General features: G+C 43.8%; 21 protein-coding genes and 1 pseudogene. 17 read left to right on the top strand and 5 right to left on the bottom strand.

From position 1 onward, the window contains the following. Positions 1 to 188: 188 nt before the first annotated feature. From ACED59_RS12450 to ACED59_RS12440, 3 genes are all read left to right on the top strand, one after another. Positions 189 to 731 carry a heme NO-binding domain-containing protein gene (locus tag ACED59_RS12450; RefSeq protein ID WP_017096742.1) on the top strand — a complete coding sequence of 181 codons (543 nt, stop codon included), beginning with the start codon at positions 189 to 191 and terminating at the stop codon, positions 729 to 731. Between the two features lies 1 nt (position 732). Continuing rightward, on the top strand, positions 733 to 2,430 hold the full coding sequence (locus tag ACED59_RS12445; protein WP_009847032.1) for an ATP-binding protein: 1,698 nt from the start codon (positions 733 to 735) through the stop codon (positions 2,428 to 2,430). A gap of 177 nt (positions 2,431 to 2,607) precedes the next feature. Beyond that, positions 2,608 to 3,225: a porin family protein gene (locus tag ACED59_RS12440; RefSeq protein ID WP_009847031.1), complete on the top strand. Its 618-nt coding sequence runs from the start codon at positions 2,608 to 2,610 to the stop codon at positions 3,223 to 3,225. Between the two features lie 121 nt (positions 3,226 to 3,346). Here ACED59_RS12440 and pabB read toward each other — a convergent pair whose 3' ends face one another. After that, entirely contained in the window at positions 3,347 to 4,753 is a 1,407-nt protein-coding gene (gene pabB / locus ACED59_RS12435; RefSeq protein WP_017096743.1) for an aminodeoxychorismate synthase component I, read from the bottom strand. A 254-nt stretch (positions 4,754 to 5,007) separates the two neighbouring features. On the opposite strand from pabB, the gene ACED59_RS12430 reads away from it, so the two are divergent. The 8 genes from ACED59_RS12430 to ACED59_RS12395 all read left to right on the top strand — a co-directional run bounded on the left by ACED59_RS12430 (position 5,008) and on the right by ACED59_RS12395 (position 13,007). Continuing rightward, positions 5,008 to 6,525 carry a fumarate hydratase gene (locus ACED59_RS12430; protein WP_009847029.1) on the top strand — a complete coding sequence of 506 codons (1,518 nt, stop codon included), beginning with the start codon at positions 5,008 to 5,010 and terminating at the stop codon, positions 6,523 to 6,525. Between the two features lie 164 nt (positions 6,526 to 6,689). Then, positions 6,690 to 6,875: a hypothetical protein gene (locus ACED59_RS12425; protein ID WP_004734731.1), complete on the top strand. Its 186-nt coding sequence runs from the start codon at positions 6,690 to 6,692 to the stop codon at positions 6,873 to 6,875. Between the two features lie 223 nt (positions 6,876 to 7,098). Further along, positions 7,099 to 8,472: a YcjX family protein gene (locus ACED59_RS12420; protein WP_017096744.1), complete on the top strand. Its 1,374-nt coding sequence runs from the start codon at positions 7,099 to 7,101 to the stop codon at positions 8,470 to 8,472. Positions 8,473 to 8,486: 14 nt separating this feature from the next. Continuing rightward, complete coding sequence (locus tag ACED59_RS12415) at positions 8,487 to 9,539, top strand: YcjF family protein (RefSeq protein ID WP_017096745.1); 1,053 nt, start codon at positions 8,487 to 8,489, stop codon at positions 9,537 to 9,539. Between the two features lie 187 nt (positions 9,540 to 9,726). Next, positions 9,727 to 11,271 (top strand): transcriptional regulator TyrR, encoded by a 1,545-nt coding sequence (tyrR, locus tag ACED59_RS12410; RefSeq protein ID WP_017096746.1) that lies wholly within the window; start codon positions 9,727 to 9,729, stop codon positions 11,269 to 11,271. A gap of 71 nt (positions 11,272 to 11,342) precedes the next feature. Further along, positions 11,343 to 11,930, top strand: coding sequence for a ribosomal protein S5-alanine N-acetyltransferase (rimJ, locus tag ACED59_RS12405; protein WP_009847025.1), 588 nt, complete (start codon positions 11,343 to 11,345; stop codon positions 11,928 to 11,930). Between the two features lie 120 nt (positions 11,931 to 12,050). Then, positions 12,051 to 12,524, top strand: coding sequence for a DUF2947 domain-containing protein (locus tag ACED59_RS12400; RefSeq protein WP_029223788.1), 474 nt, complete (start codon positions 12,051 to 12,053; stop codon positions 12,522 to 12,524). Positions 12,525 to 12,791: 267 nt separating this feature from the next. After that, positions 12,792 to 13,007: a hypothetical protein gene (locus tag ACED59_RS12395; RefSeq protein ID WP_009847023.1), complete on the top strand. Its 216-nt coding sequence runs from the start codon at positions 12,792 to 12,794 to the stop codon at positions 13,005 to 13,007. 172 nt (positions 13,008 to 13,179) lie between these two features. Here ACED59_RS12395 and ACED59_RS12390 read toward each other — a convergent pair whose 3' ends face one another. From ACED59_RS12390 to ACED59_RS12380, 3 genes are all read right to left on the bottom strand, one after another. After that, positions 13,180 to 16,020 (bottom strand): Hsp70 family protein, encoded by a 2,841-nt coding sequence (locus tag ACED59_RS12390; RefSeq protein WP_029223789.1) that lies wholly within the window; start codon positions 16,018 to 16,020, stop codon positions 13,180 to 13,182. Between the two features lie 138 nt (positions 16,021 to 16,158). Continuing rightward, complete coding sequence (locus tag ACED59_RS12385; protein ID WP_017102681.1) at positions 16,159 to 18,138, bottom strand: Hsp70 family protein; 1,980 nt, start codon at positions 18,136 to 18,138, stop codon at positions 16,159 to 16,161. Next, complete coding sequence (locus ACED59_RS12380) at positions 18,138 to 18,770, bottom strand: DUF2760 domain-containing protein (protein WP_009847020.1); 633 nt, start codon at positions 18,768 to 18,770, stop codon at positions 18,138 to 18,140. The genes ACED59_RS12385 and ACED59_RS12380 overlap by 1 nt, the downstream gene beginning before the upstream one ends. A gap of 348 nt (positions 18,771 to 19,118) precedes the next feature. Between ACED59_RS12380 and ACED59_RS12375 the strand changes: the two genes are divergently transcribed. The 6 genes and pseudogenes from ACED59_RS12375 to ACED59_RS12350 all read left to right on the top strand — a co-directional run bounded on the left by ACED59_RS12375 (position 19,119) and on the right by ACED59_RS12350 (position 24,281). Continuing rightward, on the top strand, positions 19,119 to 20,657 hold the full coding sequence (locus ACED59_RS12375; protein WP_012604200.1) for a sensor domain-containing diguanylate cyclase: 1,539 nt from the start codon (positions 19,119 to 19,121) through the stop codon (positions 20,655 to 20,657). An 87-nt stretch (positions 20,658 to 20,744) separates the two neighbouring features. After that, a complete protein-coding gene (locus tag ACED59_RS12370) occupies positions 20,745 to 21,275 on the top strand; it encodes a 3'-5' exonuclease (protein WP_009847018.1) in 531 nt (176 codons plus the stop codon). Positions 21,276 to 21,644: 369 nt separating this feature from the next. After that, a complete protein-coding gene (locus tag ACED59_RS12365; protein ID WP_009847017.1) occupies positions 21,645 to 22,001 on the top strand; it encodes an antibiotic biosynthesis monooxygenase in 357 nt (118 codons plus the stop codon). A gap of 16 nt (positions 22,002 to 22,017) precedes the next feature. Continuing rightward, on the top strand, positions 22,018 to 22,713 hold the full coding sequence (locus tag ACED59_RS12360; protein WP_009847016.1) for a hypothetical protein: 696 nt from the start codon (positions 22,018 to 22,020) through the stop codon (positions 22,711 to 22,713). Positions 22,714 to 23,131: 418 nt separating this feature from the next. Further along, positions 23,132 to 23,838: pseudogene (locus tag ACED59_RS12355) on the top strand (transcriptional regulator). 5 nt (positions 23,839 to 23,843) lie between these two features. Further along, positions 23,844 to 24,281: a hypothetical protein gene (locus ACED59_RS12350; protein WP_029222865.1), complete on the top strand. Its 438-nt coding sequence runs from the start codon at positions 23,844 to 23,846 to the stop codon at positions 24,279 to 24,281. Between the two features lie 33 nt (positions 24,282 to 24,314). Here the strand turns inward: ACED59_RS12350 and ACED59_RS12345 are convergent, their stop codons facing one another. After that, on the bottom strand, positions 24,315 to 24,764 hold the full coding sequence (locus ACED59_RS12345) for a TerB family tellurite resistance protein (RefSeq protein WP_009847013.1): 450 nt from the start codon (positions 24,762 to 24,764) through the stop codon (positions 24,315 to 24,317). Between the last annotated feature and the right edge of the window lie 242 nt (positions 24,765 to 25,006).

Below are 25,006 nucleotides of genomic sequence, written 5' to 3'. Positions count from 1 at the left end.
TTTTTCAAGGTAAATGTTCCCAATCTTCTAAGAGTGACGGATTTTGCTATATTTGAATATGTGTACTTCTACTAGTAAGCGTTATCCATGTCATAAATTGGGTGATGAAACGTACATTTTCTGTTTAAGAATTTGATAACAATGACTTAGTGGACCATTCTAAAAAGAAATAGAAGAAAAGGTATGAAATGAAAGGAATCATATTCACCGAATTTTTAGAGCTTGTTGAAGACAAGTTTGGGTTAGAGCTTTTGGAAGAAGTTCTAGAGATGTCAGAAGATGAAGGGATCTACACATCAGTCGGAAGTTACGACCACAAAGATCTTGTTCGATTGATTATAAACTTGAGTAAGAAAACCGATATTGATGCAGCGAGCCTGCAACGTGTTTTTGGACAATCGGTTTTTAAGAACTTACTGGCCTCATTACCGAATAAAGCGAGCCTCGCCCATAGCAACACCACTTTTCAATTTATTCAGCACGTAGAGCGTTACATTCACGTAGAAGTGAAGAAGCTCTACCCAGATGCTGAGCCTCCACAATTTAGCTTTATCACCACGACCGAAGCGCAACTTGTTTTTGACTATAAAAGCGCACGATGTATGTCTCACGTTTGTTTGGGATTAATCGAGGGGTGTGCTGACTATCATGGTGAAACCATCGTGGTAGAAATGACACCTCAGAATGATGACCAAAGTGTGGTTAGGTTTAATCTCAAAGTAGAAAAGTGATATGGATCTGGCATCTGCCCAAGAGAAAAAACTGAAACGTCAAATAGCAGCACGGAAAGCGGCTGAAGCCTTGTTGGAGCAAAAGAGTCTCGAACTGTTTGAGGCCAATCAACAGCTTGAACTTGCGTTGCGCCAATTAGAAAAGCGTTCAAATGCGAATATTCGACGGATCGAATTCCAAGAACAAATCGACAACCTGTTGATTGATTTCGGACGCGCGTTTCTGAGGAGTGATCTCGATGACGTGATGTTGTCCCAATTGACGGCGAGTGTAACTAACAGTTATCTAATTGAAGCCAGTCGCTTGGTGTTACCCCCCAATCTAATCCCTCAGTTACAAACCCATGACTATGGTGATGAAACAGTCGAGGTAATAGAGAAAGACATTCAAGAACCTCATTGGCAAGGTTGCTTGCTTACCGTGCCATTAGAGGTCGAAAAAGTGATTGTGGGCGCGTTAATCGTTCAGGTCAGGTTGTTAGATCAAGACTACGAATTCATCCAAAGCCAACTGTTGTTAGTGACGGACCTTATCTGCAGTGCGTTAACTCATCAACTTGCGATTAACCGAAATATAGAATCACGTAAACGAGCGGAAGAGTCCGAAAGGGCAACGCGTGACTTTGTCGCCATGATTAACCATGAATTGAGAACCCCACTCAATGGTCTTCTTGGTAGTGCGGAGTTGATAAGCGACACCGAACTGAGCAGTTCTCAACGTGAGATCGTGAATAACTTGAGCCAATCCGGTGAGTTTCTTAGAACCATCATTAATGACCTTCTCGATTACAGTAAAATCAATGCGGGTATGCTGGAATTAATTCCCAAAACATTTGCACTCCAAGATTTGAAAAATACCATTGATAGTATTTTTACCAATCGAGCGATTGAAAAGCAGATCCAGTTTGATGTCAATGTAACCGATGGGGTACCCAGTCACTTCTACGGTGACTTAGAGCGTATTACTCAATTGTTCGTGAACTTAATCGGCAATGCAATTAAATTCACCGATCAAGGCCATGTGAGCGTAGAGATAAAATGGCTTAACGACCAATTTATTTTTTCTGTTGAGGATAGTGGCGTTGGTATTGCTCAATCTGCTATTAAGACACTGTTTGAACCTTTTACACAGGCCGATAACTCAAGTAGCCGAAATTACGAAGGGACAGGGCTTGGTTTAGCGATTTGTCGCAAGCTAGCTGCGTTAATGAGGGGAGACATTGAGGTGAGCAGTATTGTTGGTTCGGGTACGACATTTACCATTTCACTCCCTCTTCAAGTTGTCGATACACTGGCTGAGCGCGATAGTGTCGCCAAAGGTTTTGAGTCTGAGGTTGAATTGACATTGCTTAAAGTGCTGGTGGTTGATGATATTAAGATGAACCAGATCATCATCCAACAAATGCTACGCAAATACGAAATAGAGCCAGCGATTGCCGGTAATGGTATAGAAGGGTTGGAATTAGCGTCGAATAATGAGTATGACATTGTGTTTATGGATTGCCGGATGCCAGTCATGGATGGTTTTGAAGCGACGAAGAAACTGCGAAGTTCAGGATATAGCCAACCAATTATTGCATTAACCGCTGGTACGACAAAAGAAGAGCGAGAGTTGTGTATTGAATCTGGTATGGACGATATATTGAGTAAACCCTATACCGCTAACGACTTAGTGATAATGCTGAATAAGTGGGGCTAATAAATATCATTGCCTTTGTAGTGAGTGAATATGTAACGTTATTGATTTGTCTCTAATGTCTTGAGTATATTGTCAATGTAACAAGTGAGCTGACAATGCTATACGTTCACTTACTTTATTGGTCGCTTTTATTAATTATATTAAGGAGGTTTGAAAAACTATAAAAATGGATTCGATATGAAAAAAATGATAGTGACGCTTGCTCTAATTGCACCTTTATCTGCAGTGGCTGCACAAAAAGACCCAAATGGTTTCTATATCGGAGTAGGAGCTGGTTCAACTGAACTTGATGATGGTGGTTTTGGTAAGGCCATAACTCGCAAAACCACAACAACTGAAACTGAATCACCTTCTTATAAACTCATTGCCGGTTATCAGATCAACCGTATTATTGGTATCGAAGGCCAATATACTAAATATGGAACGTCTACAACAAAAGTAGGCAGTTCAAAAGCATTCACAACAGATTTTAGTTCAATTAGCGTTGCTGCGAATGTTGGTTATACGTTCGATATTGGTCTTCGACCTTATGCACTTTTAGGTTATAGCTTTTTAAATTCAGAAATTGAAAACAGTGGTAATAATAAATACTTTGCGACTAAGTCATCAACCGTATCTGGTATAAAAATGGGGGTGGGCGTAGAGTATGCAATTCCTGCTGCACCAGCTCTAGCATTACGTGCAGGTATTGATTGGGAAGCAGCTGATATCAAAGTGAAAGATGAAAAGAACAAAGAGTTATCTAACGTTCACACACTAGGCTCATTCTATTTGGCTACAACATACACCTTCTAGACTAGTGTTATTGAAAAGCTAAGTAGGTGATTGCCCACTTAGCTTTTTTAATATTAAAGTACTTTCCAGATTGGCTTTTTAGCTGTTTTTAATAACCCGTTTTAATAAATCTAGATTAAATTTATCTATCAGCCAGTACAGGCAATATTCTACTCAGCTTATCAAGAGTCTCTTGGTACTCAGAAGCACAATCACTATCAAATACTACACCTCCTCCAGCCCAAGCATAAAGCGTATTGTTTTCTGCCACTAACGTACGAATCGTAATGCTGGTGTCCATTCTGCCATTACGGCTGATATAACCAATGCTACCGCAATACGCCGAGCGACGATGAGGCTCTAGCTCCTCAATGATCTGCATCGCGCGAACTTTTGGAGCGCCGGTAATCGACCCCCCGGGAAAGCAAGCCCTTAATAGGTCATGTGCTGAATATTGGACATCAAGCTCTGCCCTTATCGTGCTCACCAAGTGGTGCACAGCAGGGAAACTCTCTATATCGAATAGCTTTGGTACATGAACCGATCCCGGCTTTGCGACTCGGCCAATATCATTACGAAGCAGGTCGACGATCATCAGGTTTTCTGCCTGATCTTTCTCAGCATTCAACAGGTCTTGTGCATTGGCGTCATCAATCATGGAATTTTCAGAACGAGGACGTGTCCCTTTGATTGGCTTGGTTTCAATGGTGCCACTATTGAGCTCTAAAAAACGCTCAGGTGAGACACTGAGAATGGTGCAGCCTGCTAAACGGATAAAACCAGAGAATGGAGCTGAGTTGTACTTCTCTAACTTTTCATAAGCGAGCCATTCACTGCCTTGGTATTGGGCATTAAAGCGCTGAGCAAGGTTTATCTGATAACAGTCACCCGACAACAAGTACTCTTGAACGCTATCGAATTTATTGGCATAACTTTGTTCAGTCATATTGGATTGCCATGGGGTGGTTAATCCAAACTTCTGATGAGTTCGTTCTGCTTGTTCTTCTTGTTCTGCTTGTTGGCTTGGCGATTGTTGTTGAGTTAACCAATCCCAATGGGTATCAATGTTTTGCCCAACAAGGAACGCGGCTTTAAGCTTATGATCAACAATCACAGCCCATTCATACAATCCAACCGCCATGTCTGGTGCAGAAATATCACGCTTAGCAAGAGAGGGAAGAGCTTCTACTCGTCGCCCTAAATCGTAACTAAAATACCCTAAAGCACCACCAACGAAAGGCAGTTCAGGGTGCTCACTGATTGCGGGTAGTAATTGCTGCTGATATTGGTCGAGTAGTTCGAAAGGGTCTGACTCTGAAACCTCGCACGTCTCATTAACATTGACGGTCGTTTTTGCACCGATTGTCTCGAAGGTGGCGATGGGTTGAGCAACTAAAATGTCGTATCGACTATCGACGTGGCTTTCTGAGGCAGAGCGTAATAGCATTGCCCACGGCACGCTTTCAATATGAGAAAACAGCTGTTTAGCTAAAGTTGATTGATATTCAAGCGGCTTGATTTGGATAGAGCGAAATTCGTTGTTATTCATTTGTTTAATTTGTGACAAAGAGTTCGATCACTGCATGGCGTGTGAGAGGAAGCAAGAGTATCATAAATTGAAAATAAAATGGGTTCTTGATTAGAACGGTGCAAACTACATGGTTTAGTTTACAGCTATGCAAGCGATTGCTAAAGCAACTAAATACAGCTCAACATAATAAAAAGCTAAGCCAACTAATCCGGTTAGACAAAAACAGTCAAACCAAGACCCCACATGGAACCAGAACAATAAAGAGGCATGCAATGACGGTTATTCGTAAGCAAGATGTGATCAGCAGTGTCGCTGACGCACTTCAGTACATTTCTTATTATCACCCTTTAGACTTTGTCCAAGCCCTAGAAAAAGCGTACGAGAAAGAAGAGAGCCAAGCAGCTAAAGATGCTATTGCTCAGATTCTTATCAACTCACGTATGTCTGCGGAAGGCCATCGTCCAATTTGTCAGGATACGGGTATTGTTACTTGTTTCGTGAACATCGGTATGGATGTTAGGTGGGAAACGGATCAAACAGTACAACAGATGGTTGATGAAGGCGTTCGTCAAGCTTACAACAATCCAGATAACCCATTGCGTGCATCTGTCCTAATGGACCCTGCAGGTAAGCGTATTAATACGAAAGACAACACACCAGCGGTTGTTCACATTAATATGGTTCCTGGCAACAAAGTTGAAATTCAAATCGCAGCAAAAGGCGGCGGTTCTGAGAACAAAACCAAGATGGTTATGCTTAACCCTTCTGATGATATTGCAGAATGGGTAGAGAAGACGCTACCAACAATGGGTGCGGGCTGGTGTCCACCGGGCATGCTAGGCATAGGTATTGGCGGCACGGCAGAGAAAGCCGCAGTACTCGCTAAAGAATCTCTGATGGAACACATCGATATTCAAGAGCTTATCGACAAAGGCCCAGAGAACGCAGAAGAAGAGCTTCGTTTAGATATCTTCAACCGTGTAAACAAACTGGGCATTGGCGCACAAGGTCTTGGCGGTCTAACGACTGTGGTTGACGTGAAAATCAAAACAGCGCCAACGCACGCAGCCTCTAAGCCTGTTTGCTTGATCCCGAACTGTGCGGCAACGCGTCACGTACACTTCACATTAGATGGCAGCGGCCCCGCAGAGTTAACGCCACCTAAGCTAGAAGAATGGCCAGATATTACTTGGGAAGCAGGCGCGAATACACGCCGTGTTAACCTTGATGAAATTACTAAAGAAGACGTTCAAGAGTGGAAGACCGGCGAAACGGTTCTTCTATCAGGCAAGATCTTAACCGGTCGTGATGCAGCGCATAAGCGTATTCAAGGCATGCTTGAAAGTGGTGAAGGTTTACCAGAAGGTGTCGACCTGAAAGGTAAGTTCATTTACTACGTAGGCCCAGTTGATGCAGTAGGCGATGAAGCGGTAGGTCCTGCTGGCCCGACAACATCTACTCGTATGGATAAGTTCACCGACATGATGCTAGAAGAAACCGGCATTATGGGTATGATTGGTAAAGCAGAACGTGGCCCAGCAACGGTTGAGTCAATCAAACAACATAAATCGGTTTACCTGATGGCGGTTGGTGGTGCAGCTTATTTAGTCGCGAAAGCCATTAAAAAAGCACGTGTGGTTGCGTTTGAAGATCTCGGTATGGAAGCGATCTACGAGTTTGAAGTTGAAGATATGCCTGTAACGGTTGCGGTTGACTCTAACGGCGTCAACGCGCATCAGATCGGCCCTGACACGTGGAAAGTGAAAATTGCTGAAGCTGAAAAAGCATAATTTTCCGAAGTCAAAAAATCGTAATAGACACTAACTTCAGCGTTTGAATTGCAAATCTTGACAGAAAGTTGAAGACAAAAGTGCAGCATTATTTGCACTTTTGTCTTATTATCAATGATATAGTGATAAACACATAGTTTGATATAAGAACATAGGAGAGAGGAATGCCTCGTTTTATTCAGATCCTACAGATTATCTTGGCAGTGGTGATTGGTGCTTTTGTTGGTTACGACCTGATCTTGAAAGGGATCAGTATCTTTGATAATAAATACGTGACGATTACTTGTGCGCTTTGGCTAATTGCAGAGATTGCACTGTTTGTTATCTACAAGTTGATTGAAGACGATTAAGAGTCGGATATCGCAGAAAAATTCTAAAGCCCCTGATTATGAATGTAGTCAGGGGCTTTTATTCATCTAGCATTAAGAATGGGTATTGCATACTCACCACTATTAGTAAAAGAACAAGCAAAAGCAAAAGCAAAAGCATACAAACAACCCTAATAGGGAAAGAACATAGGCTAGCCTATCTATTATCATAACCGACTGGCCTAATTATCACGGAGTCGTTCAAATGAAACACCTAACTCAAGAAATGAGTGACTTTATAAGCAGAGGAACGGATTCTCACATTCGAGTAGCGGTCACGGGGCTTTCTCGTGCGGGTAAGACAGCATTCATTACTTCGCTGGTTAATCAGCTTCTTCATACGTCTACCCACAAAAATCTGCCTCTACTTGCATCGGCGAGAGATGGCAGAATTATTGGCGCAAAGCGCATCCCGCAACAAAACATGATGATCCCACGTTTCTCTTATGATGAAGCGATGGAGTCGTTGAATGCACAACCACCAGAATGGCCAGTGCCGACGCGAGATGTTAGTGAGATTCGTCTAGCCATCAAATATAAGCCAGCTAAAGGCGCAAAGAAGCTACTGAGTAAAAACAGCACCCTTTATCTCGATATTGTTGATTATCCGGGCGAATGGCTGCTTGATTTACCTTTGTTGGACATGGACTTTGATACTTGGAGTCAATCTCAATTTGCCGCGTTGAACGGCGATAGAGAAACCTATTCGCAACAGTGGAACACAATACGTGGCGACATTGACTTGCTAGCCGAAGCAGAAGAAAAGAAACTGGTCGCGATTGCCGATAGCTATACTCAGTACCTTCATACTTGTAAGGATAACGGATTGCACTGGGTACAACCGGGTCGATTCGTATTGCCGGGTGAGCTTGAAGGCGCGCCTGTGCTGCAATTTTTTCCGTGCGCTGCTCCCGAGGGTAAGTTCTCAAAAACCAGCAACTATGCGGTTTTAAAAGCGCGGTATGAAGAGTATCAACAGAAAGTCGTAAAGGCGTTCTATAAGAATCACTTTGCCACGTTCGACAGACAAATCGTGCTGGTGGATTGCTTACAACCACTTAACGCAGGCTATGACTCTTTCATGGACATGCGTGGTGCGTTAGAACAGTTATTGAAGAGCTTTAAGTACGGGCGAAGCAATATGCTAAGACGCTTGTTTGCGCCGAAGATTGACAAGATCTTGTTTGCTGCCACTAAGGCTGACCATGTGACACCGGATCAACATCCGAACTTGGTATCGCTGTTACAGCAGATGGTACACCCTGCTTGGCAACAGGCGGCATTTGAACACATCGACATGAGTTGCATGAGCATTGCGTCTATTCAAGCGACCAGCGCGGGTTATATCTCGTCAGGCTCAGACAATGTTCCGGCGTTGCAAGGTGTGACTTTGGATAATGTCCCTCAAACCATGTATCCGGGAGAGGTGCCGCGTAAACTGCCAAACAAACAGTATTGGGAAACCAACCAGTTTGATTTTACGAGCTTTAGGCCGATGGAGCAGCACTCTGACGAGCCTTGTCAGCATCTGAGAGTCGACAAGGTTTTAGAGTATCTCATTGGCGACAAGTTGAAGTAATTGAGGTAATCAAAATGAGTGAATTAAAAACGAAACAGGTCTTTGATGAACCTTTAAAGACCTCGTTCGATGAGCCGGATAAGAATGAAGTTACCCCAGATTTGGGTGCTCAAAAGTTATTCACGGAACAAGAGAAGTTTGTGCCCGTTGCACCACAAGTGGAAACCGACCTTGATGGAGACGCTGAGCTGCAATTGGAACAAGTGATTCGACCGAGCAAAAAGAAGAAGTGGTTTGGAACGGGCTTACTTGTCGCTTTCTCTGGCCTAGTCGGATGGCAGGCGATTGACTCTGTCATTACAGCTATTCAAACCGCTGACTGGCTAGCTTTAGGTTGGGCAGGTTTCATCGCTGCCATTGCTTCATTAGGTTTCGGCGCAATAGGCAAAGAGTTGTGGAAGCTGCGTTCGCTGAAAGATCATTTCAGTGTACAAGAGCAGAGTGAAGAGCTGTTACAAAGCCAGAGTGTTGGTAAAGGCAAAGCATTCTGTGAAAACATTGCCAAGCAGGGCGGTATTATTGCTGAGTCACCTTCGTACGATAAGTGGCGAAACAGCATTAACCCAGCACACAGTGATGCAGAAGTGTTGGATATGTACGATGCGTTGGTTGTTGCTCAGCAAGATAAAGTGGCGACTCAAATCGTCACTAAGTTCTCGACCGAATCGGCGGCTTTGGTTGCAGTGAGTCCATTGGCTGCTGCTGATATGTTGCTGGTGGCGTGGCGTAATTTCACCATGATAGACAAGCTTGCTGATGTGTATGGCATTGAGCTTGGCTACTGGTCTCGTATAAAGCTATTTAAACTGGTGTTAATCAACATGGCCGCTGCAGGAGCCAGTGAACTCGCGATTGATGCGAGTATGGATCTCGTCTCGATGGATCTTGCAGGCAAAGTCTCAGCTCGAGCTGGGCAGGGGCTCGGTGTCGGCATCCTCACTGCGAGACTGGGCTTAAAAGCCATGACATTGCTGCGTCCTATGCCTTGGCATAGTGAGCGAAAAGTAAAACTATCCGACCTTCGCAAAGCCGTCCTTTATGAAATAAAGCGCATTACCTTAAAGTAAAGCGAAGTGCTTAAAATTGAAATGTAGGAAATAAAGCGAATTACCTTCCTATAAAGTCTATATACACAAGGAAGTTGAGTGATTTGCGAGCGAAGAGTAAACATATGTTTACTCTTCTTCTTGACTGAACTTAGAGCTTAATTCACACTACTGTCAACTTATCCTGACACCTATAATAGGACTATTTGTGCGTCTTGAAGTATTGTGTGAAGACAGACTCGGCTTAACACGTGAGTTGCTCGATATCTTGGCCTCAAAAAGCATTGATTTAAGAGGAATCGAAATTGATGTTAAAGGTATTATTTACCTAAATTGCCCGGATATTAATTTTGATGCTTTTAGTGAACTTATGGCTGAAATTCGCCGAATTTCAGGTGTGAAGGATGTACGTAAAATCCAGTTTATGCCAAGCGAAAGGCATAACACAGAACTGATTGCCCTGCTGGCAAACCTACCTGATCCTGTGATTGCGATTGACCTTAAAGGCTCAGTCGACATGGCAAACCACGCTGCATTGAACCTCTTCAACAAACAAGAAGAAGAAGTGATCGGTGAGCCACTAGCGACGTTCGTTCCTAGCTTCAACTTCGCTCGTTGGATTGAAGGCGATGTAACGCGTCATCGTGAAGTCGTGGTGCTAGATGGCCTAGATTTTTCTATTGAAATTCTGCCTATTTATCTAGGTGGTGATGTCAACGAGGCGGTACTGGCGAGTGCAGTAATGACGATTCGTTCTTGTAACCAAGAAATGAACGCGCCAGACGCCATCCCTGAACAGAATAACCTAGGTTTTGAACACTTTGTTGGTGTCTCTAATCGCCATAAAGCCTTGATCAGTCAAGCTAAGAAACTGGCTATGCTAGATCAACCTCTGCTTATTGAAGGGGATACAGGTACGGGTAAAGAGATGCTGGCGAAATCGTGTCATAACCGTTCAAATCGATCTTCTTTTCCATTTTTGATTCTAAGCTGTGCATCAATGCCTGATGACGTAGCAGAAACGGAATTGTTTGGACATGCACCGGGCTCATTCAACCATGAGCAAGGTCATAAAGGCATCTTTGAACAAGCGAATGGCGGTACGGTATTCTTAGATGAAATCGGCGAAATGAGCCCGCATCTACAAATCAAACTGCTGCGTTTCCTACAAGATGGTTCATTCCGTCGTGTTGGTGAAGAAGAAGAGATGCACGCGGATGTTCGTATTATCGCATCAACGCGCCATCGCCTTTCTGAATTAGCCGACTCGGGCTCGTTTCGTGAAGATCTGTTCTACCGCTTGAACGTACTGACTTTGTCGATTCCTGCTTTGCGTGAACGTTCAAACGATGTTGCGCCATTACTGGAGCTATTCGTTGCAAAGTACGCACAGCAGTTAGGTATGTTGAAACCAAAGTTGACTCAAGAACTAATCGTTCAATTAGGCAACTACCAATGGCCGGGCAATATTCGTCAGTTAGACAACATGGTTCTACGTGCACTAACAGAGTTGGATTCAGATACGTTAACGGTTGAGCAATTCCACCTGCCACAGCTTGACACTATGACTGCTGGAATGGCGAACTTAAGCTTAGACGGCTCGCTTGACGAGATCATGAAAGACTATGAATCTCAGATTTTAGAGAAGCTTTATCAGTCTTTCCCATCAAGCCGTAAGCTTGCTAAACGTCTGAATGTTTCTCACACCTCAATAGCGAATAAGCTTCGTGATTACGGTATCAGAAAGAGTTGATGATATTAGACTGCTAAATTCGGTAAGAGTGAGGCGGTAACGTAAAAAGAGACAAAAATAAGAACAAGACTATGGAAGATTCGAGTACGCAGCAACGTATTGATAAACGTGATGGCAACCTAATTTTACGAACGGCTGAGATCTATGATGCGAGCATGATCAGTGAGTACTTTCAGGTGAACAGAGAGTACCTTAAGCCTTGGGAACCGACCCGAGAGGATGCGTTCTTTGACAGAGCTGATTGGGCTCAACGGCTGATTAAGTTAAACGAACTCCATAAATTGGGGCTAGGCTATTATTGCTTGTTGATTAATGCCGATTCAAATGAAATGTTAGGTACCATATCGTTCAGTAATTTGTCTCGTTTCCCGTTCTACGCTTGTAATGTCGGTTACTCATTGGCGCAAAGTGCACAGGGCCACGGTTACATGCGCAGAGGCTTGAGCATGGCTAAAGACTACATGTTTGATGTGCAGAACATGCACCGCTTAATGGCGGGCTATATGCCTCACAACGAACGAAGTGCGGGTGTATTAGAGCATCTTGGTTTTGTTCGAGAAGGTTTTGCCAAAGATTACCTACAGATTAACGGTAAATGGGAAGATCACGTGTTGACGGCACTGGTAAACCCAAACTGGCAAGATAAACGCTCCGTGTGAGTGTAAAACATTGAATTTAGATACAGCGGAGAACATAAATAAAATGAAGTCATCGCTGTATCGAAAGAACATATAGGCATGGTAAGCCCATAAGCCTGAGTAGATATTTGAGGAATTTTGATGTCATATACAACTTTGGAAGAATACCAAAGAAAATGGATTTTCACTCACCAGTCAATGCCACTACCCGCTGAAGATTTGGAAAAGATAAAACCAATGACACAGGCGAGAGCATCTCAGTTTTGGAAAGAGAACGTGAGCCCTCAAAGCCCGGATGCAGAAAGACTAAGTTCGCAAGATTGGCCAAGCAAAGCGTCGAACTGGAATGAAGAGATCAGCTGGATGGCAAATTGGGAAGCCGATGAACCTGAAATGCCAGAAGAAATCCTTAACTTCATTGATTGGCAAGATGACGTAACTGTTTATTTTTGCTATGAAAAATACAATGTACTTGAAACCAAGTGGTCGGTTTTCAAGAAGCATTGGAAAAACTTTTTGTTCTACGATGATGGCCCGATTCTACTAGGTCGCCGCCGTTCAGAAGCACTTTGGTTTGCTACAAATGGTACCGTTAAAATTGGCAACCGTGCTTAAGTTCGGTGTGATTTGATCGAGCGAGTGTTGACGATCCAATCAACAGATAGACAGACAAAAAGCGAGCATTGAGCTCGCTTTTTTTATACCTGATGATCTTTGAAGATCATGGGGTATACCCACTGTCTGAGCTCAATTGAAAATGAGCGCTTCCACTTTTTTAAAGTGGGCAAATTACGAAATTGAGATCGCTATCTCATTGGGTTAGTTGAAGTTTTGTGTGTTTGAGCTATCTTAATATTACTGCCTTAGTGGAGGTGAAGTATTATGATTTGGGATACTCTCGAACGTGTAAATAAACTTCGCAAGGAAGCAATGGAAGATCCAGAGTTTTTGGATTCAGCAAAAATGCATGAGGAATGGCTTTTAAGCGAAACTCATAATCAATTGAACCAAGGAGCTAAAGAGAAGAAACCGAAAAAGTTATCTGATATTTATGAAAATACGGATTTTCCTATCAACCCAACAGGTACGAAACATTAACAATGATGAACTGCAATACGGCTAAGGCTCTTAACCAAGATGCGATAAGTCGACTAAACATACCAGCCTTAAGCCACCAATAAAAAAGCCACTTTCAACGAATCGAAAGTGGCTTTTTCTTTTCTCGTTAGCTTCTTTACTCATTAACAACTAAAGCTAATCGTTTTTAAACCTAGTTATTAATCAGGCTTAACCCGCTTGGTAATGCATCACCAAATACGCGTTTAGACTCGCTCTCAGAAAGTTCAGTGACTTCACTCACTAGCGTTAGCCATGAATCAGGTACCTTGCTTTGCTTTAATTTATCAAGAATTTGAGCACGGTAGTCATCAGAGATATCGAACTGTCGGTCACCTGTCTTGCGGCAAATCATCACTGCCGCGAAAGCAATCATTTGCTCTTTCTGCCAATTCTGGTCAAGCAGCTTTGGTAACCACTGTTCTGCTTGCTCTCTTGGAATGACGCTGTGTTGGCTTCCGTATAAAGGTGTACGAGACGCTAAGCGACCCAGAGCCCACCAGTGAGCCTGTTCGAACTGATTATGGTTAATCGCTTTGCTTAAGAACCAAGTCGCTAATAGAACCTTATCTTCCACCTCGAGTTGCTCAAGGGACGCTGCCAATCTCACCATGGCTTCATAGCCATTGTCTTGCGCATCTTTCGCTGTCTTAGGGTTCTTCATTGCACCTGGGTGAAGGTACTTCGCGATATCAGCCAAGATGGTTTCTTGCTGTTCTTGATTCAGGCCACCCGCAACACGACGCCAGAATACCCACCAGTCCGTCCAACCTTGGTGGTTCTGGAACTGAATGTTTTGTTGGTAAAGGCCCCAAATTTGTTCGATACGCCATGAGTCAGTCGGATCGCCAAAGCCTGGACGCAGCGAGTAACCCGCCAAACGCAGCCAGTTCTTCTCGTGTGCTTCTGAACGACGACGGCGTTTACGACCTAATGAAAAGGTATCAAACAGATGGCGAAGGGTCGTGAAGTCCCATTCATCACGCTTACCGAGTCGTTTCTCAAGATCTTTCGATAGTGTTTTGATCTCTTTCGATTCAGCACTCTTCTTGTTGCCGCTGTACAGACGAGAAATCAATTCCTTACATTCATCCAGCCTTGGGTGAAGTTTAGCGGTATCAGACTCATCGCCTTGCTTGTTTCTGACTTCAAACTCGAGCAACCAACGTTTAGAGTCGTCTTCTGTACTCACACACTCCATTTTCAGTGTGCCGACTTCTGTTAATTGACACGCGAGCAATACTTCGACGCGTTCTTTTTGGTTGGCTTGGAGCTCTGCAGTACCTGAACCTTCCAGTGTTGAAATATACGGTGGAAGAGGGGAGAACAAGTCAGCGTCGACATTGACCATCACACCATTTTGAATAGCGGTGTCATGAGCAATTTGATCGTGGGTTGAAGTCAGTAGATTAAATCGTACTGGCTCACCTAAAGTCAGCGAGAAACGACGGCTGTTTAAGCGTATCTCTTGGCCTTCTTCAGTCCCTTTAGCAAGCAGACAAAGAGCTTTACCCATCTTGTTCTTCTCTTGTAAATGCAAGAAGTAAGAACGAGCGGCACCACCACCGATTTTCAGTTGTGCACCACGGCGTGCTTTACCAAAAGCTACAGCACCAAGGGCTACAGACCAGTCAGGGTGAGGGTTATCTAAGACGGTGATTGGTGCACCATTCCAATTGCCAAGTAACTGAGTAATACGTTCGGTGACAAGCTCGCTGTTGAACACACCACCGTTGAGTAGTACACCAACAGGAATTGCAGGTTTGGTATCGTCAAACTCAACAGAGTCTGACTTTTCCAATGCGGCTTTAGATACTTGCTGGTGGGTCGCTAGGAATTCGGCAACGTGCTTACTTACAGCAGGATCTGCTGCGTAGGGTAGGCCGAACTCAACCACCGCGCTACGTCGTTTGTCGGGTACTTCCGTAAACTCTGAAAGCGGGAAGAAACCTTCTAGTGCAATCTGATGAACTTCTTGTTTGGTTAAACCAATACTCTTCGTTCCGCCAAGCAGTTTTGAACCGCTGCCCAGCATGGTGATCTTCACATCGTCTGGCGCATTAGCAGAAAGCAGGCTCTCTTTTGCGGCGCGAGTCTGCTGAATAAGCTTGGTTAGGCTCGAAGCATTCAATTTTTTGTTTTGATTGAAGCGCTGCTCTGCAAGGTGGGCAAGAGCTAAATCGAGGTTATCACCCCCAAGCATCAAGTGTTCGCCAACGCCGATACGGTCGAGTGCGAGCTCTTGATTGCCACCGTTATCCGATTTGAAGCTCGCTTCGATCAAACTTAAATCGGTAGTACCGCCACCAACATCACACACTAGAATCAGCGGGATCTGTTGAAGTTCGTCTGTAGCGGTTTGTTGGTGACGGGCATACCAGTCATAACAAACGGCTTGCGGCTCTTCGAGCAATAGAATCTTACCTAAACCAGCAAGTGCTGCCGCTTCGAGTGTCAGCTTACGTGCTGTCTCATCGAATGAAGCAGGAACGGTGACTACAACGTCTTGGTCTTCAAGCTTATTGCTTGGGTTACGGTAGTTCCATGCTTGACGGATGTGGTTAAGGTAGCTTGCGCTTGCGACAACAGGAGACACCTTATCGACGTCAGTTGCGCCTGCCCAAGGGAGAATGTCGGAGTTACGATCAACCGCTTGGTGAGATAACCAGCTCTTAGCACTGGATACTTGGCGGCCTTCGACTTTTGCGCCCAGTTCGCGAGCCCATTCACCAACGATGACATTTTGAATATCGCCTTCAACTAAGCTCGGTTCCCAAGGCATGGTGAGATCGGAAGGGGAGATCTGACCTTGTGCGGGATGATAACGAAATGATGGAAGTAGAGGCTTGCGAACCACTTCACCGGGGCCGATGAGTTGGTCAATATCGAAAAGAGAAACGGGAGCATGTTGTAGGTCGTCGTTGATTTCACAGTAAGCGACAACAGTATTGGTTGTGCCTAAGTCAATGCCGACTAAAAAACGAGGAGATGCCATACAAAACCTTATTCTGCCAAAGTGATGACCAGTTAATGGATAATCTTGGTCTTATTATTGTCTTTGGAATGCTTTTAATACAGGGCTAGGGAATCGCATTGATAAAGTAACGGCACCCGTTAAGGTGCCGTTGATTCATTATGCTTCTACGTTTGAGTCGTTATTCGAGTCTTCACGAACGTCGAACTCAACATGCCATTTCTGACCATTGTCAGTGGCAATCGCTTCTAGGTATAACGTGCCTAATTCAGTAACACGAGACGCCAAAGTCACCGGAACCACTTCACCTTCGCGACGACCTTCAGAAACAGGCAGTGTCACTTGGATTTCAGGAAGCTCATCAAGATCTTCTGGAGCCCAGTGATCAAGGTGCGTACCTGCTTGGTCTTCACGACGTGTTGTTGAACCGAAGAATTGGAAGTGTACTGGCTGACCAATCACTAGACCGAACTCTTGGCTAGGAACTTGAACGCTTGAGCCTTCTTCCATACCAAATGGTGCAACACACAGTGCTTCCATTGGAGGAGCCATACCTGGGATAGCTGGCATCGCGCTTTCAATTCCTACGTAGTAAGAAGAAGCGATACCACCGCGGATACGAACGCCTTGACCACGACGTACTGCGCCGTAGTAAGAAGCGCCACTTGCAACCGCTAGGTCTAAGTCTAAGCCTGAAAGCTGTTTAGCGAATTCAGCGTCTGCATTAATTAGCCATTCATTGATCGTGTCTGAAAGACGATCAGCAAGCAGGTTAGATTTTAGAACACCACCATTGAACAGTACCGCTGTTGGTTTGATGAAGTCTGCCGCTGGCGCTTCTGTACCGGGCATACCGGGCATGTTTGCAAACGGGTTGAAATCTTGTTGAGCGGCTTCGCTATTTCCAGAAAGCGCATTGGCTTGCTTAGAAAGGAATGCGGCAATATGACGAGTAATACCCGCATCTTGAGCGTAAGGGAGACCCATTTGAGTCAGTGCACCACGAGTTTTCTGTACCGGGTGATCCGTTACAGCGACTTGTGGGAAGAAGCCATCAACCAATGTTTGTTGTACTTCTTGCTGAGTCAGTTCTGTTTTCAGTGTTGCGCCAAGTAGCTTAGAGCCGCGGCTTGGAACAACGATGGGCACAGATTGAAGTTCAGCATCATTTAGCAATGCTTCTTTCGCATCACGACACGCATGAGTCATCGCTTGAACCTGCCAAGGAGCCAGTTCTTTACCTTCTTGAGCTAACTTCATTTTCAGACGGTAAGCTAACGCTAAGTCCATATTGTCGCCGCCAAGTAGGATATGCTCACCTACCGCGATGCGGTTCAGACTTAGGTTGCCTTCGTCTTGTGTTACTTCAACTAACGAAAGGTCAGTCGTACCACCACCGATATCGACAACTAGAACGATGTCACCAACGTTCACTTCATCGCGCCAAGTATCGTTGCTGTTATCAATCCAGCTGTAAAGAGCTGCTTGTGGCTCTTCAAGAAGCGTTAGGTGAGTAAAACCAACATTACGCGCAGCTTCAGCCGTTAGGTCTCGAGCCGCAGGATCAAACGAAGCTGGAACGGTGATCGTTACATCTTGGTCTGCCAGTTTGTGTTCTGGGTTAGCGTGGTTCCAAGCATCTTTAAGGTGCTCAAGGTACAACTCAGTTGTCTTAAGCGGAGATACCTTTTCAACTTCTTCAGGGCTGCCTGCTGGAAGGAACGCATCACGACGGTTAACACCACCGTGGCATAGCCAAGATTTTGCACTTGCGACCAAACGGATAGGGGTTTTCGAACCTAGGTTACGAGCAATCGCACCGACTAGCGCTTTCGGTTCAGAAGACCAAGGCAGAACGCGAGATCCCGCATTCATTTCATGTTCGTGCGGCTGGTATAGGAACGAGCCAAGTTGGCTGCGAGTTTCTACGGTACCTGGAGCCGTCAATTGAGGGATTGGCATTACCTCAACGCGAGCGTCTTCATTTGTTGTGTCGATGAAAGACAAAACACAGTGTGTAGTACCTAAATCGATACCGACACTGAACTTAGGCGCTTGCTGTTGCTCTTGAGAAGATAGCTCTTGTGAATGCGTCTGTGCAGATGACTCGTGTGATGATGGCTGAGTTTGGTGTTCCATTATAGCTCCACCTCTGCCGGTGCAATCACAGATGCATCGTAGTTCTCAGCAAGCTTAGGCAGGTTCATGTCAGTTGCTTTCCAACCTTTGTGAACCAATGTGCCATTGAACGGTGCATTGCCCGTTACGTTGCCTGTTAGGCGAATTTCTTGAGGGTTGAAACCTTCAACAACCGTGATGCGCGTTTCTTCATCTTCAGTACGGATGTGAGAAAGCGTCACGTAATCGGCTAACACTTTTTTACCGCCAGTGTGAATTACACGTGCTGCTGCGCCAACTTCTTCGTCAGAGAATGAAGTTAGGTCTTCTTTTAGGAAGTCAATTAAACGAGCTTCTTGCTGCATGATAGACAGTAGCTGCATTGCAGAATCTGTTGGTGCTGTTGCCAGCTTAGATTCAACTTCTACGATTTTTTCGATTACACGTTCAACTTCAACAACTTTCTCTACTTCGACAATTTTCTCAACTGGCTTTTCAACTTCAACGATCTTTTCTACTGGTTTTTCTACGACTTTCTCAACCACTTGGGTTTTACGAGAAACGGCAATAAGCAGTAGTAAAACGCTTGATGCAGTTAGGCCTGCGTGAAGCATATCAAACGTTTGTGGGATTAGGTTCAAATCAACGATCATAGTGATTTCTCTTTAAAATTGATTTAACGGTATATTCGTCGGTTTAAAGGAATATACAGATTGGAAAGAAACTCGGTAGCACGAGACTGAAACGGTCGCTTTCAAGCTATAAATATGGGTGGATACTAGCATATTCAAGGCTTAAGAGGTGTATTTAATGTTTTCAAACAAGTGGCTTTTTAGTGTGTTAGCTTGAAATTTAGTCGAGATTTGTCTGGTTATTGGTCATGGGGGTCAGTAAAATTTACAAAATGCCCGTTTAATGTGACATTTAGGACTAAACATGAATGGAGCATTATTTCCGTCCGTTATATACTTTTCATTCAATAGAGCCTATTTGGAACCCGCATGCCCCAAACTACTGACCCACTAACAGGGTTGAAGAGACAAACTCTCCCGTTGGTCGTATTTTCGGTCAGTTTTTTGATTACTGTTTTGTGCTTTGTATTAGTCATGCTTAATCAAAAGCGTGCGCTGAATATGAATTTGGATAGTTTTGCTACTCACCAGACATTGAGCTTGGAAGCCTTTATAGATAATGATGTTGCATATATTGGGTCTGGTGCTAATTTTTTCTACGCAAATGACCCTGAAAATTGGGATAAGTTTGATCGCTTTGCTAAGCAAACCATAGATGATTCAAAGAGTTTAATTGCCTTGCAGTGGATGCAAAAAGTGCCCGCAGACGAGATAGCTGAGCACACGGCGAAAATGAAAGAAAAGTACCCATTCTTTAAGCTGTATACCATTCCTAAGAACCAAGCAAAAACCTATGGCTACATTTTGGATGGTCAGCCAGCTTTCGTTGCTAGCGATATTTTCCCCAATACAGAACCAAACAACAAAGTTCTTGGTTTTTACTCTTCTAGAGAGCGATTTGATCTCGTTCTAGATAATATCAAACAGACACGTAAGGCGAATATTTCAGACAAAGTTCGCTTGATACAAGATGGGCTAGATAAAGACACAAAAAAGAGTGGCATGTTGGTGTATCACCCTGTCTTTGAGGGAGAGAGTGACAACTTACTCGGCGTTGTAATTGGTGTGGTTCGCACCACATACTATTTTGAGAACTTGCTGGCTTCGACGGTTGGGGATATGAATGTTTATGTCCGCGTTAGTGATGTCGGTTTTGAAGCCGAAGATGCACCTGTCTTGTTCGAAACGAAAGGTTATGAGGGTGTGACTGGACAACATATCACCAAGAAAATCACACTCACTAACCGTGAATGGGTTGTCGACTTCAAGATAGACTCATGCATTTCGTTTAATGGTTACCTGGTGTTGGCCGGGATTGCCCTCGTGGGCACGACTATTTCACTGTTGCTTTCTTATATCGTTAAACTGCAAGTCCAAGAAAAAGTACGCCTGTATAAAATGATTGATGAAAGAACGGAAGAACTCCGTTTTCTTGCCAATCATGACAGCCTCACAGAGATTTATAATCGACGAGCCTTTAATAAGGTGCTCGATAAAGCGATACAAGGTGACAAGCCGTTTAGCTTGATTGGATTTGATGTCGATAAATTTAAAGGGATTAATGATCAATTTGGCCACCCGGCTGGTGATGCCTTACTGGTTCATGTAATTCAGTTGATTTCAGGCAGTTTGAAAGAGGGCGATCATGTCTTCCGTATGGGAGGAGATGAGTTTGGTATCATTTCGAGCGTCATTGAACACGACGCACTGGCTCGTTATTTAGAATGCATTTTAGATACGGTGAGCGAGTCTCACTGTGAGCATAAAGGTCAACTATTGAGTTGTACTCTAAGTATCGGTGCTACCATCCGCAGTAAAGAAGACATCGAAGAACTCCTTCAAAAAACCGATAGTATGCTTTACTTAAGTAAGTCAAATGGCCGAAATCGCGTTACAATTGCAGGCTAAATGAGCACTTGATGCAACTAGGGTCGAGTTCTGTATTGGGCTCATGTACAATTTGACAAAATTTTTGACGAGAGAATTAGGCGACGTATGAATCACAATCGAGTGGTATGTTTCGATTTGGAAATGTGCTGTTGGAGCGAAGACGGTGTGGGAACAACAGGCGAGATCATTGAAGTTGGTCTTGCTGAAATTGATCTAGCATCTGGCACTATCGTCAAGCGAGCACAATACTACGTTAAGCCAGAGAAAGATGAAGTCTCTCTGTTCTGCGCCGAGCTAACGGGCATAACACCTCGTAAAATCGAAAAGCAAGGTCGTCCATTAGAATCTGTCATCAAGTCGATGATTAAGAACTTCGGTGGACCAAAAAAAATCTATGCAGCGTGGGGACGTGACGACCTTATCTTACACAAAGAGTGTATTGAGAAAGGCATCGAACCTCCGTTTAGCGAGTTCTTGAATATCGCCACGCTTTATCGAGTTCAGAATCGATTGAAAGAAAAACGTATTGGTCACCGTGCTGCTCAAGAAGCGAAAAACATTGAGTGGGAAGGTCGTCAGCACTCTGGTTATGTTGACGCTTATAACTTGGCAAAGCTTGCGCTGACTATGTTGTAATCGTTTGTATTTCAGAGAGGCGCTTGGTTAAATACTTAAAGGTTAAACACTTAAAGTTAGCCTGAATCTTGTGAGTTATTAAAATGAAGAGCCACCTACTTATTAGGTGGTTTTTTTGTGCCTGTTATTTGAGGGTAATGACGATCCAAATTGAGGGCAATGACTATTCACGTTAAGGGCAATGACTATCCCAAGAAACCTAATTTCAACAAGTGGTTTATCAATAGTGAATGGCTACATCGCTTATTTTACGAGTGAATAATATTGGTTTGAAATTTAGCTTTTTAATTAATATTAAATCGCAGGTCTCGACCTTGATTGGGTAGGGCTAGGTGGTAGCGTTAGCTCACCCAAAACAAGGAGAATAGGATGAAGAACATTATTAAGTATGGATTGGCACTGGGGGCGCTAAGCGTAAGTGCGTTGGTTTCGGCACAACCCGTTGTATTGATAAATACCTTTTCAGTCGAGCCGGCCCATGAGGCCGCTACATTAACGTATTGGGAAAATGCGCGAGACGTATTGGTGAAGCAACCTGGATATATCTCTACCAAATTGCACCGCTCTTTAAGCTCGGATGCGACATACCGTTTTATTAATGTTGCAGAGTGGGAAAGCAAAAAGCATTTCCATGATGCGATACAGGCGATGAGAAAAGAATTACCACCTTTAAAAATTGAAGGGGTTTCTGCTGACCCTAACTTGTATGAAATTATTCGCGACTAATTAGGAAGCCACCACAATGAAAACAACTCTAGGAACCTTTTTAGCTATTTTTAGCTTTCTATTTTCAGCCATTCTTTTTTCAACCCATGCCCACGCAGCGGCATACGGCGTGTCAGTGGCTTGGAAAACCGATGACGCCCAAGCCGTATTTGAGGCAATGCCTCATCAGAAAAAAGCATTTGCCAACCTGATTGATGCGGGCTTGGTACACGATATGTTCGTATCACAAAGCTTTATTGGGGATAAAAAGTTTCCGATGATTAAGTTTGTGATTGAAGCGGACAGTGAACAGCACGTTCGAGAGTTGATTGGTAACCTACCATTCCAATTTAAAGAGCTTGTCGAGGTGACTGAAATCAGAGACATCGGTAATAAGTGGTTAAACACTGACGTCGCTTTCAAAAACTACGCAGTCGAACTCGCTTGGACAGAGCCTGAGAATCAATTCATTGTCGATGAGATTATCAGCCAAGATTTACAAATGGTTGTCGATTGGAGCGCTCAAGGCGTGATTACTTCTGCTTACTTAAAACATCAAGAAATAGCTCAAGAGAAGCCAAACCAAAAAGCGATGATCAGACCCATTTACTCAATGGCAATATTGGCTAAAAACGAAGAACAAGCTCGCGGAGTTGCCAGTCAGTTGAATGCAGTAAAGTTAGGCTTCGCTGAAGTTATGATTAGTGAACTTGGATTCAAACTGGAACTATAATTTCGCTAGAACAAAATTGTGACCTCGTTTTCAGATTGCGTAACGACGAGGTCTTAATATAGGACCATGACAAGTTTAGAGTTAAACTTGGCTATGTTCATAGGTGAGTGAGTTTTCGTGACTGGCTCACCTTGTTGTTATTTTATCTTGTTACTTGCTGAGCTTATATTTGGCTTAATTATTGACTAAACTTATTACTCTTCTTTTCCATGTATGGTTTGGTATTAGCTCGACCAAATAAACACCTTTTTGATGACCTTTTATTTATGAACGCCTCGCCGAAATGAACGCCAATAGCCCTGATAAGATCACCTTAGACGCTTCGGGTATCGAATTGAATAACAATACTCTCATTAATTCGAGCTCTAACAAGCAGGTCACCTTGTCTTCATCCGAAAGTTTGATCCTTGAACATTTGGTGATGAATAGCCCGAAAGCGATTGGCCGAGACTTCCTTCTTGAACATTGCTGGCCTGGGCGGGTGGTGACAGGAAGCTCGCTAAACGTAGCGATAAAGAACATTCGTACAGCGTTGAATGAACTGAACTGTGAGTGCAAAATTTTAACGGTTCAGAAGCAAGGGTACAGTTTTAGCAGGCCTCAACAGCTTGGTGGTTATCTATCAACACCCATTTCTGCTATTCAAACTCAAGTAGCTCAAGTTAATGTTCCTAATGAAACCGTTGAGCTAGAGGTTTTTAATACTGACAGTGATCGCAGTGATCGCAGTGATGACAGTAAAAGCGAGTCTGTATTACCCCAACAACGGGAACTTCATAAACAGCGAAGGGTTAAGAGTTTTCTCACTCGTCACCAATCTCGTATCGTAGGGATGGTCGTCAGCGCGCTTCTTCTCGTGCTGTTTTATCAGTTCGTTTTTTTATGGATAAAACGAGCTATCGTGGCATGGATGTTTATCACGACAGTTTGAATTTTGATCAAGAATTATTAACCGAACTCAATACCGTCTCAGAACTCGGTGTTGATTCGCTTTATCTGCATCGCATCGGAGTTGGGTGCCAGAATATCCAAGCCGTCGCATTGATAAACGGGCGCTGGAAAGAGATGAGTCACCAGTTTAAATCTTTGTCTTGCGATGACGATAATGACGATGAGCGAGGGTGAGTGATATGAATCGTAAGTTTTGGATGCCTATCTTACTCACGTTTTTTGTGATTCTAAATGTAGGCTTAATTTCTGGGCTCGCAACCAAAAGTACTTATAAATTTTCCGCAGAATACCCGATGGTAGGCTGGGAAAAAATATCACTTCGATTGGAAAATGGTCGAGTCAAAATGCAGTACATTGGTTACGATATCGATGGGAATATCGCTCAAACTAAGCAAATGTTTGGCGTGTTCTTGCGCTGGGGGAATCATTACTACTTTTATCAATTGGATCAAGATCAGGCCCAAGATAAGCAGACATTCAATATCAAGCACTTATACATTCAACAAACACAAGGCAAGCGCAGTGTGTTGGTATCAAATCAGCGCGGCCTTTATGTCACTAAGAAGGGCACGCCGTTAGAGCTCAAAGGCATCATGCATGGCGACCGTTTACGTTGATCCAGTCACTTAACGTGAGTATCGAGCCTTTGGTTAGCTTTTACCGATGACGTTCAGCTTAGTTTTGATAAAGTCACTGTGGTCAACGTAGAGCAGTTCTGCGGTTTTACGGATCACTGAATCTTCAAGTGGGTCAATCTCTCCATCCGCATGCGCGACTTCCCACATAGCTTTGATTAATTCTATGCGAACCGGCTGCGAAAGCTCTCGCAGTTGAGAAGTGAAATCGTACAGAGAAACAGATTGTTCAACTTGAGGCTCAGCTTGTGTTAATAAAGCTTTTGATTCTTCTTCGGTTATGTTCAGTAAACGCTGAAGTAAGTGCAGTTTGGCTTGTTGCTCTGATTCGTTGATCGCGTGGTCCGCACCAGCGACTTCGCATAACAAGCTGGCGATGGCTAAGTTAGGTGAGGCAGTGGGCGTTTTGCCTAAATCAGAGCCGTCAACTAATTGTTTAAATAACGAGGTAAGTGAGTTAAACATAAGAGCATTCCAGTTATGGTGAATATTATTACTATTGGGCCTACGGAGTGTGATCGCAAGCGTCTTTACTTAAAACTGACATTACGAAGAGGTCAGCAATAAGGAACACTTGTTTAGGGCGTGTTGACCTTTCGCGGTTAAACTTTGTTCGAGATAAAAGCGTTTTAATCGCGGCGAGGGGGAAGTAGCCTAGTCATTCTAAGCAAATCTCCCTCAACAAAGAGTAAAACGCTTTTAGCCGA

The sequence above is a fragment of the Vibrio sp. FF266 genome (genome assembly GCF_041439695.1).
Taxonomy (GTDB): Bacteria; Pseudomonadota; Gammaproteobacteria; order Enterobacterales; family Vibrionaceae; genus Vibrio; species Vibrio tasmaniensis_A.
Note: the sequence above shows the minus strand (reverse complement) of the source record. Positions and strands in the feature narration are given on the sequence as shown.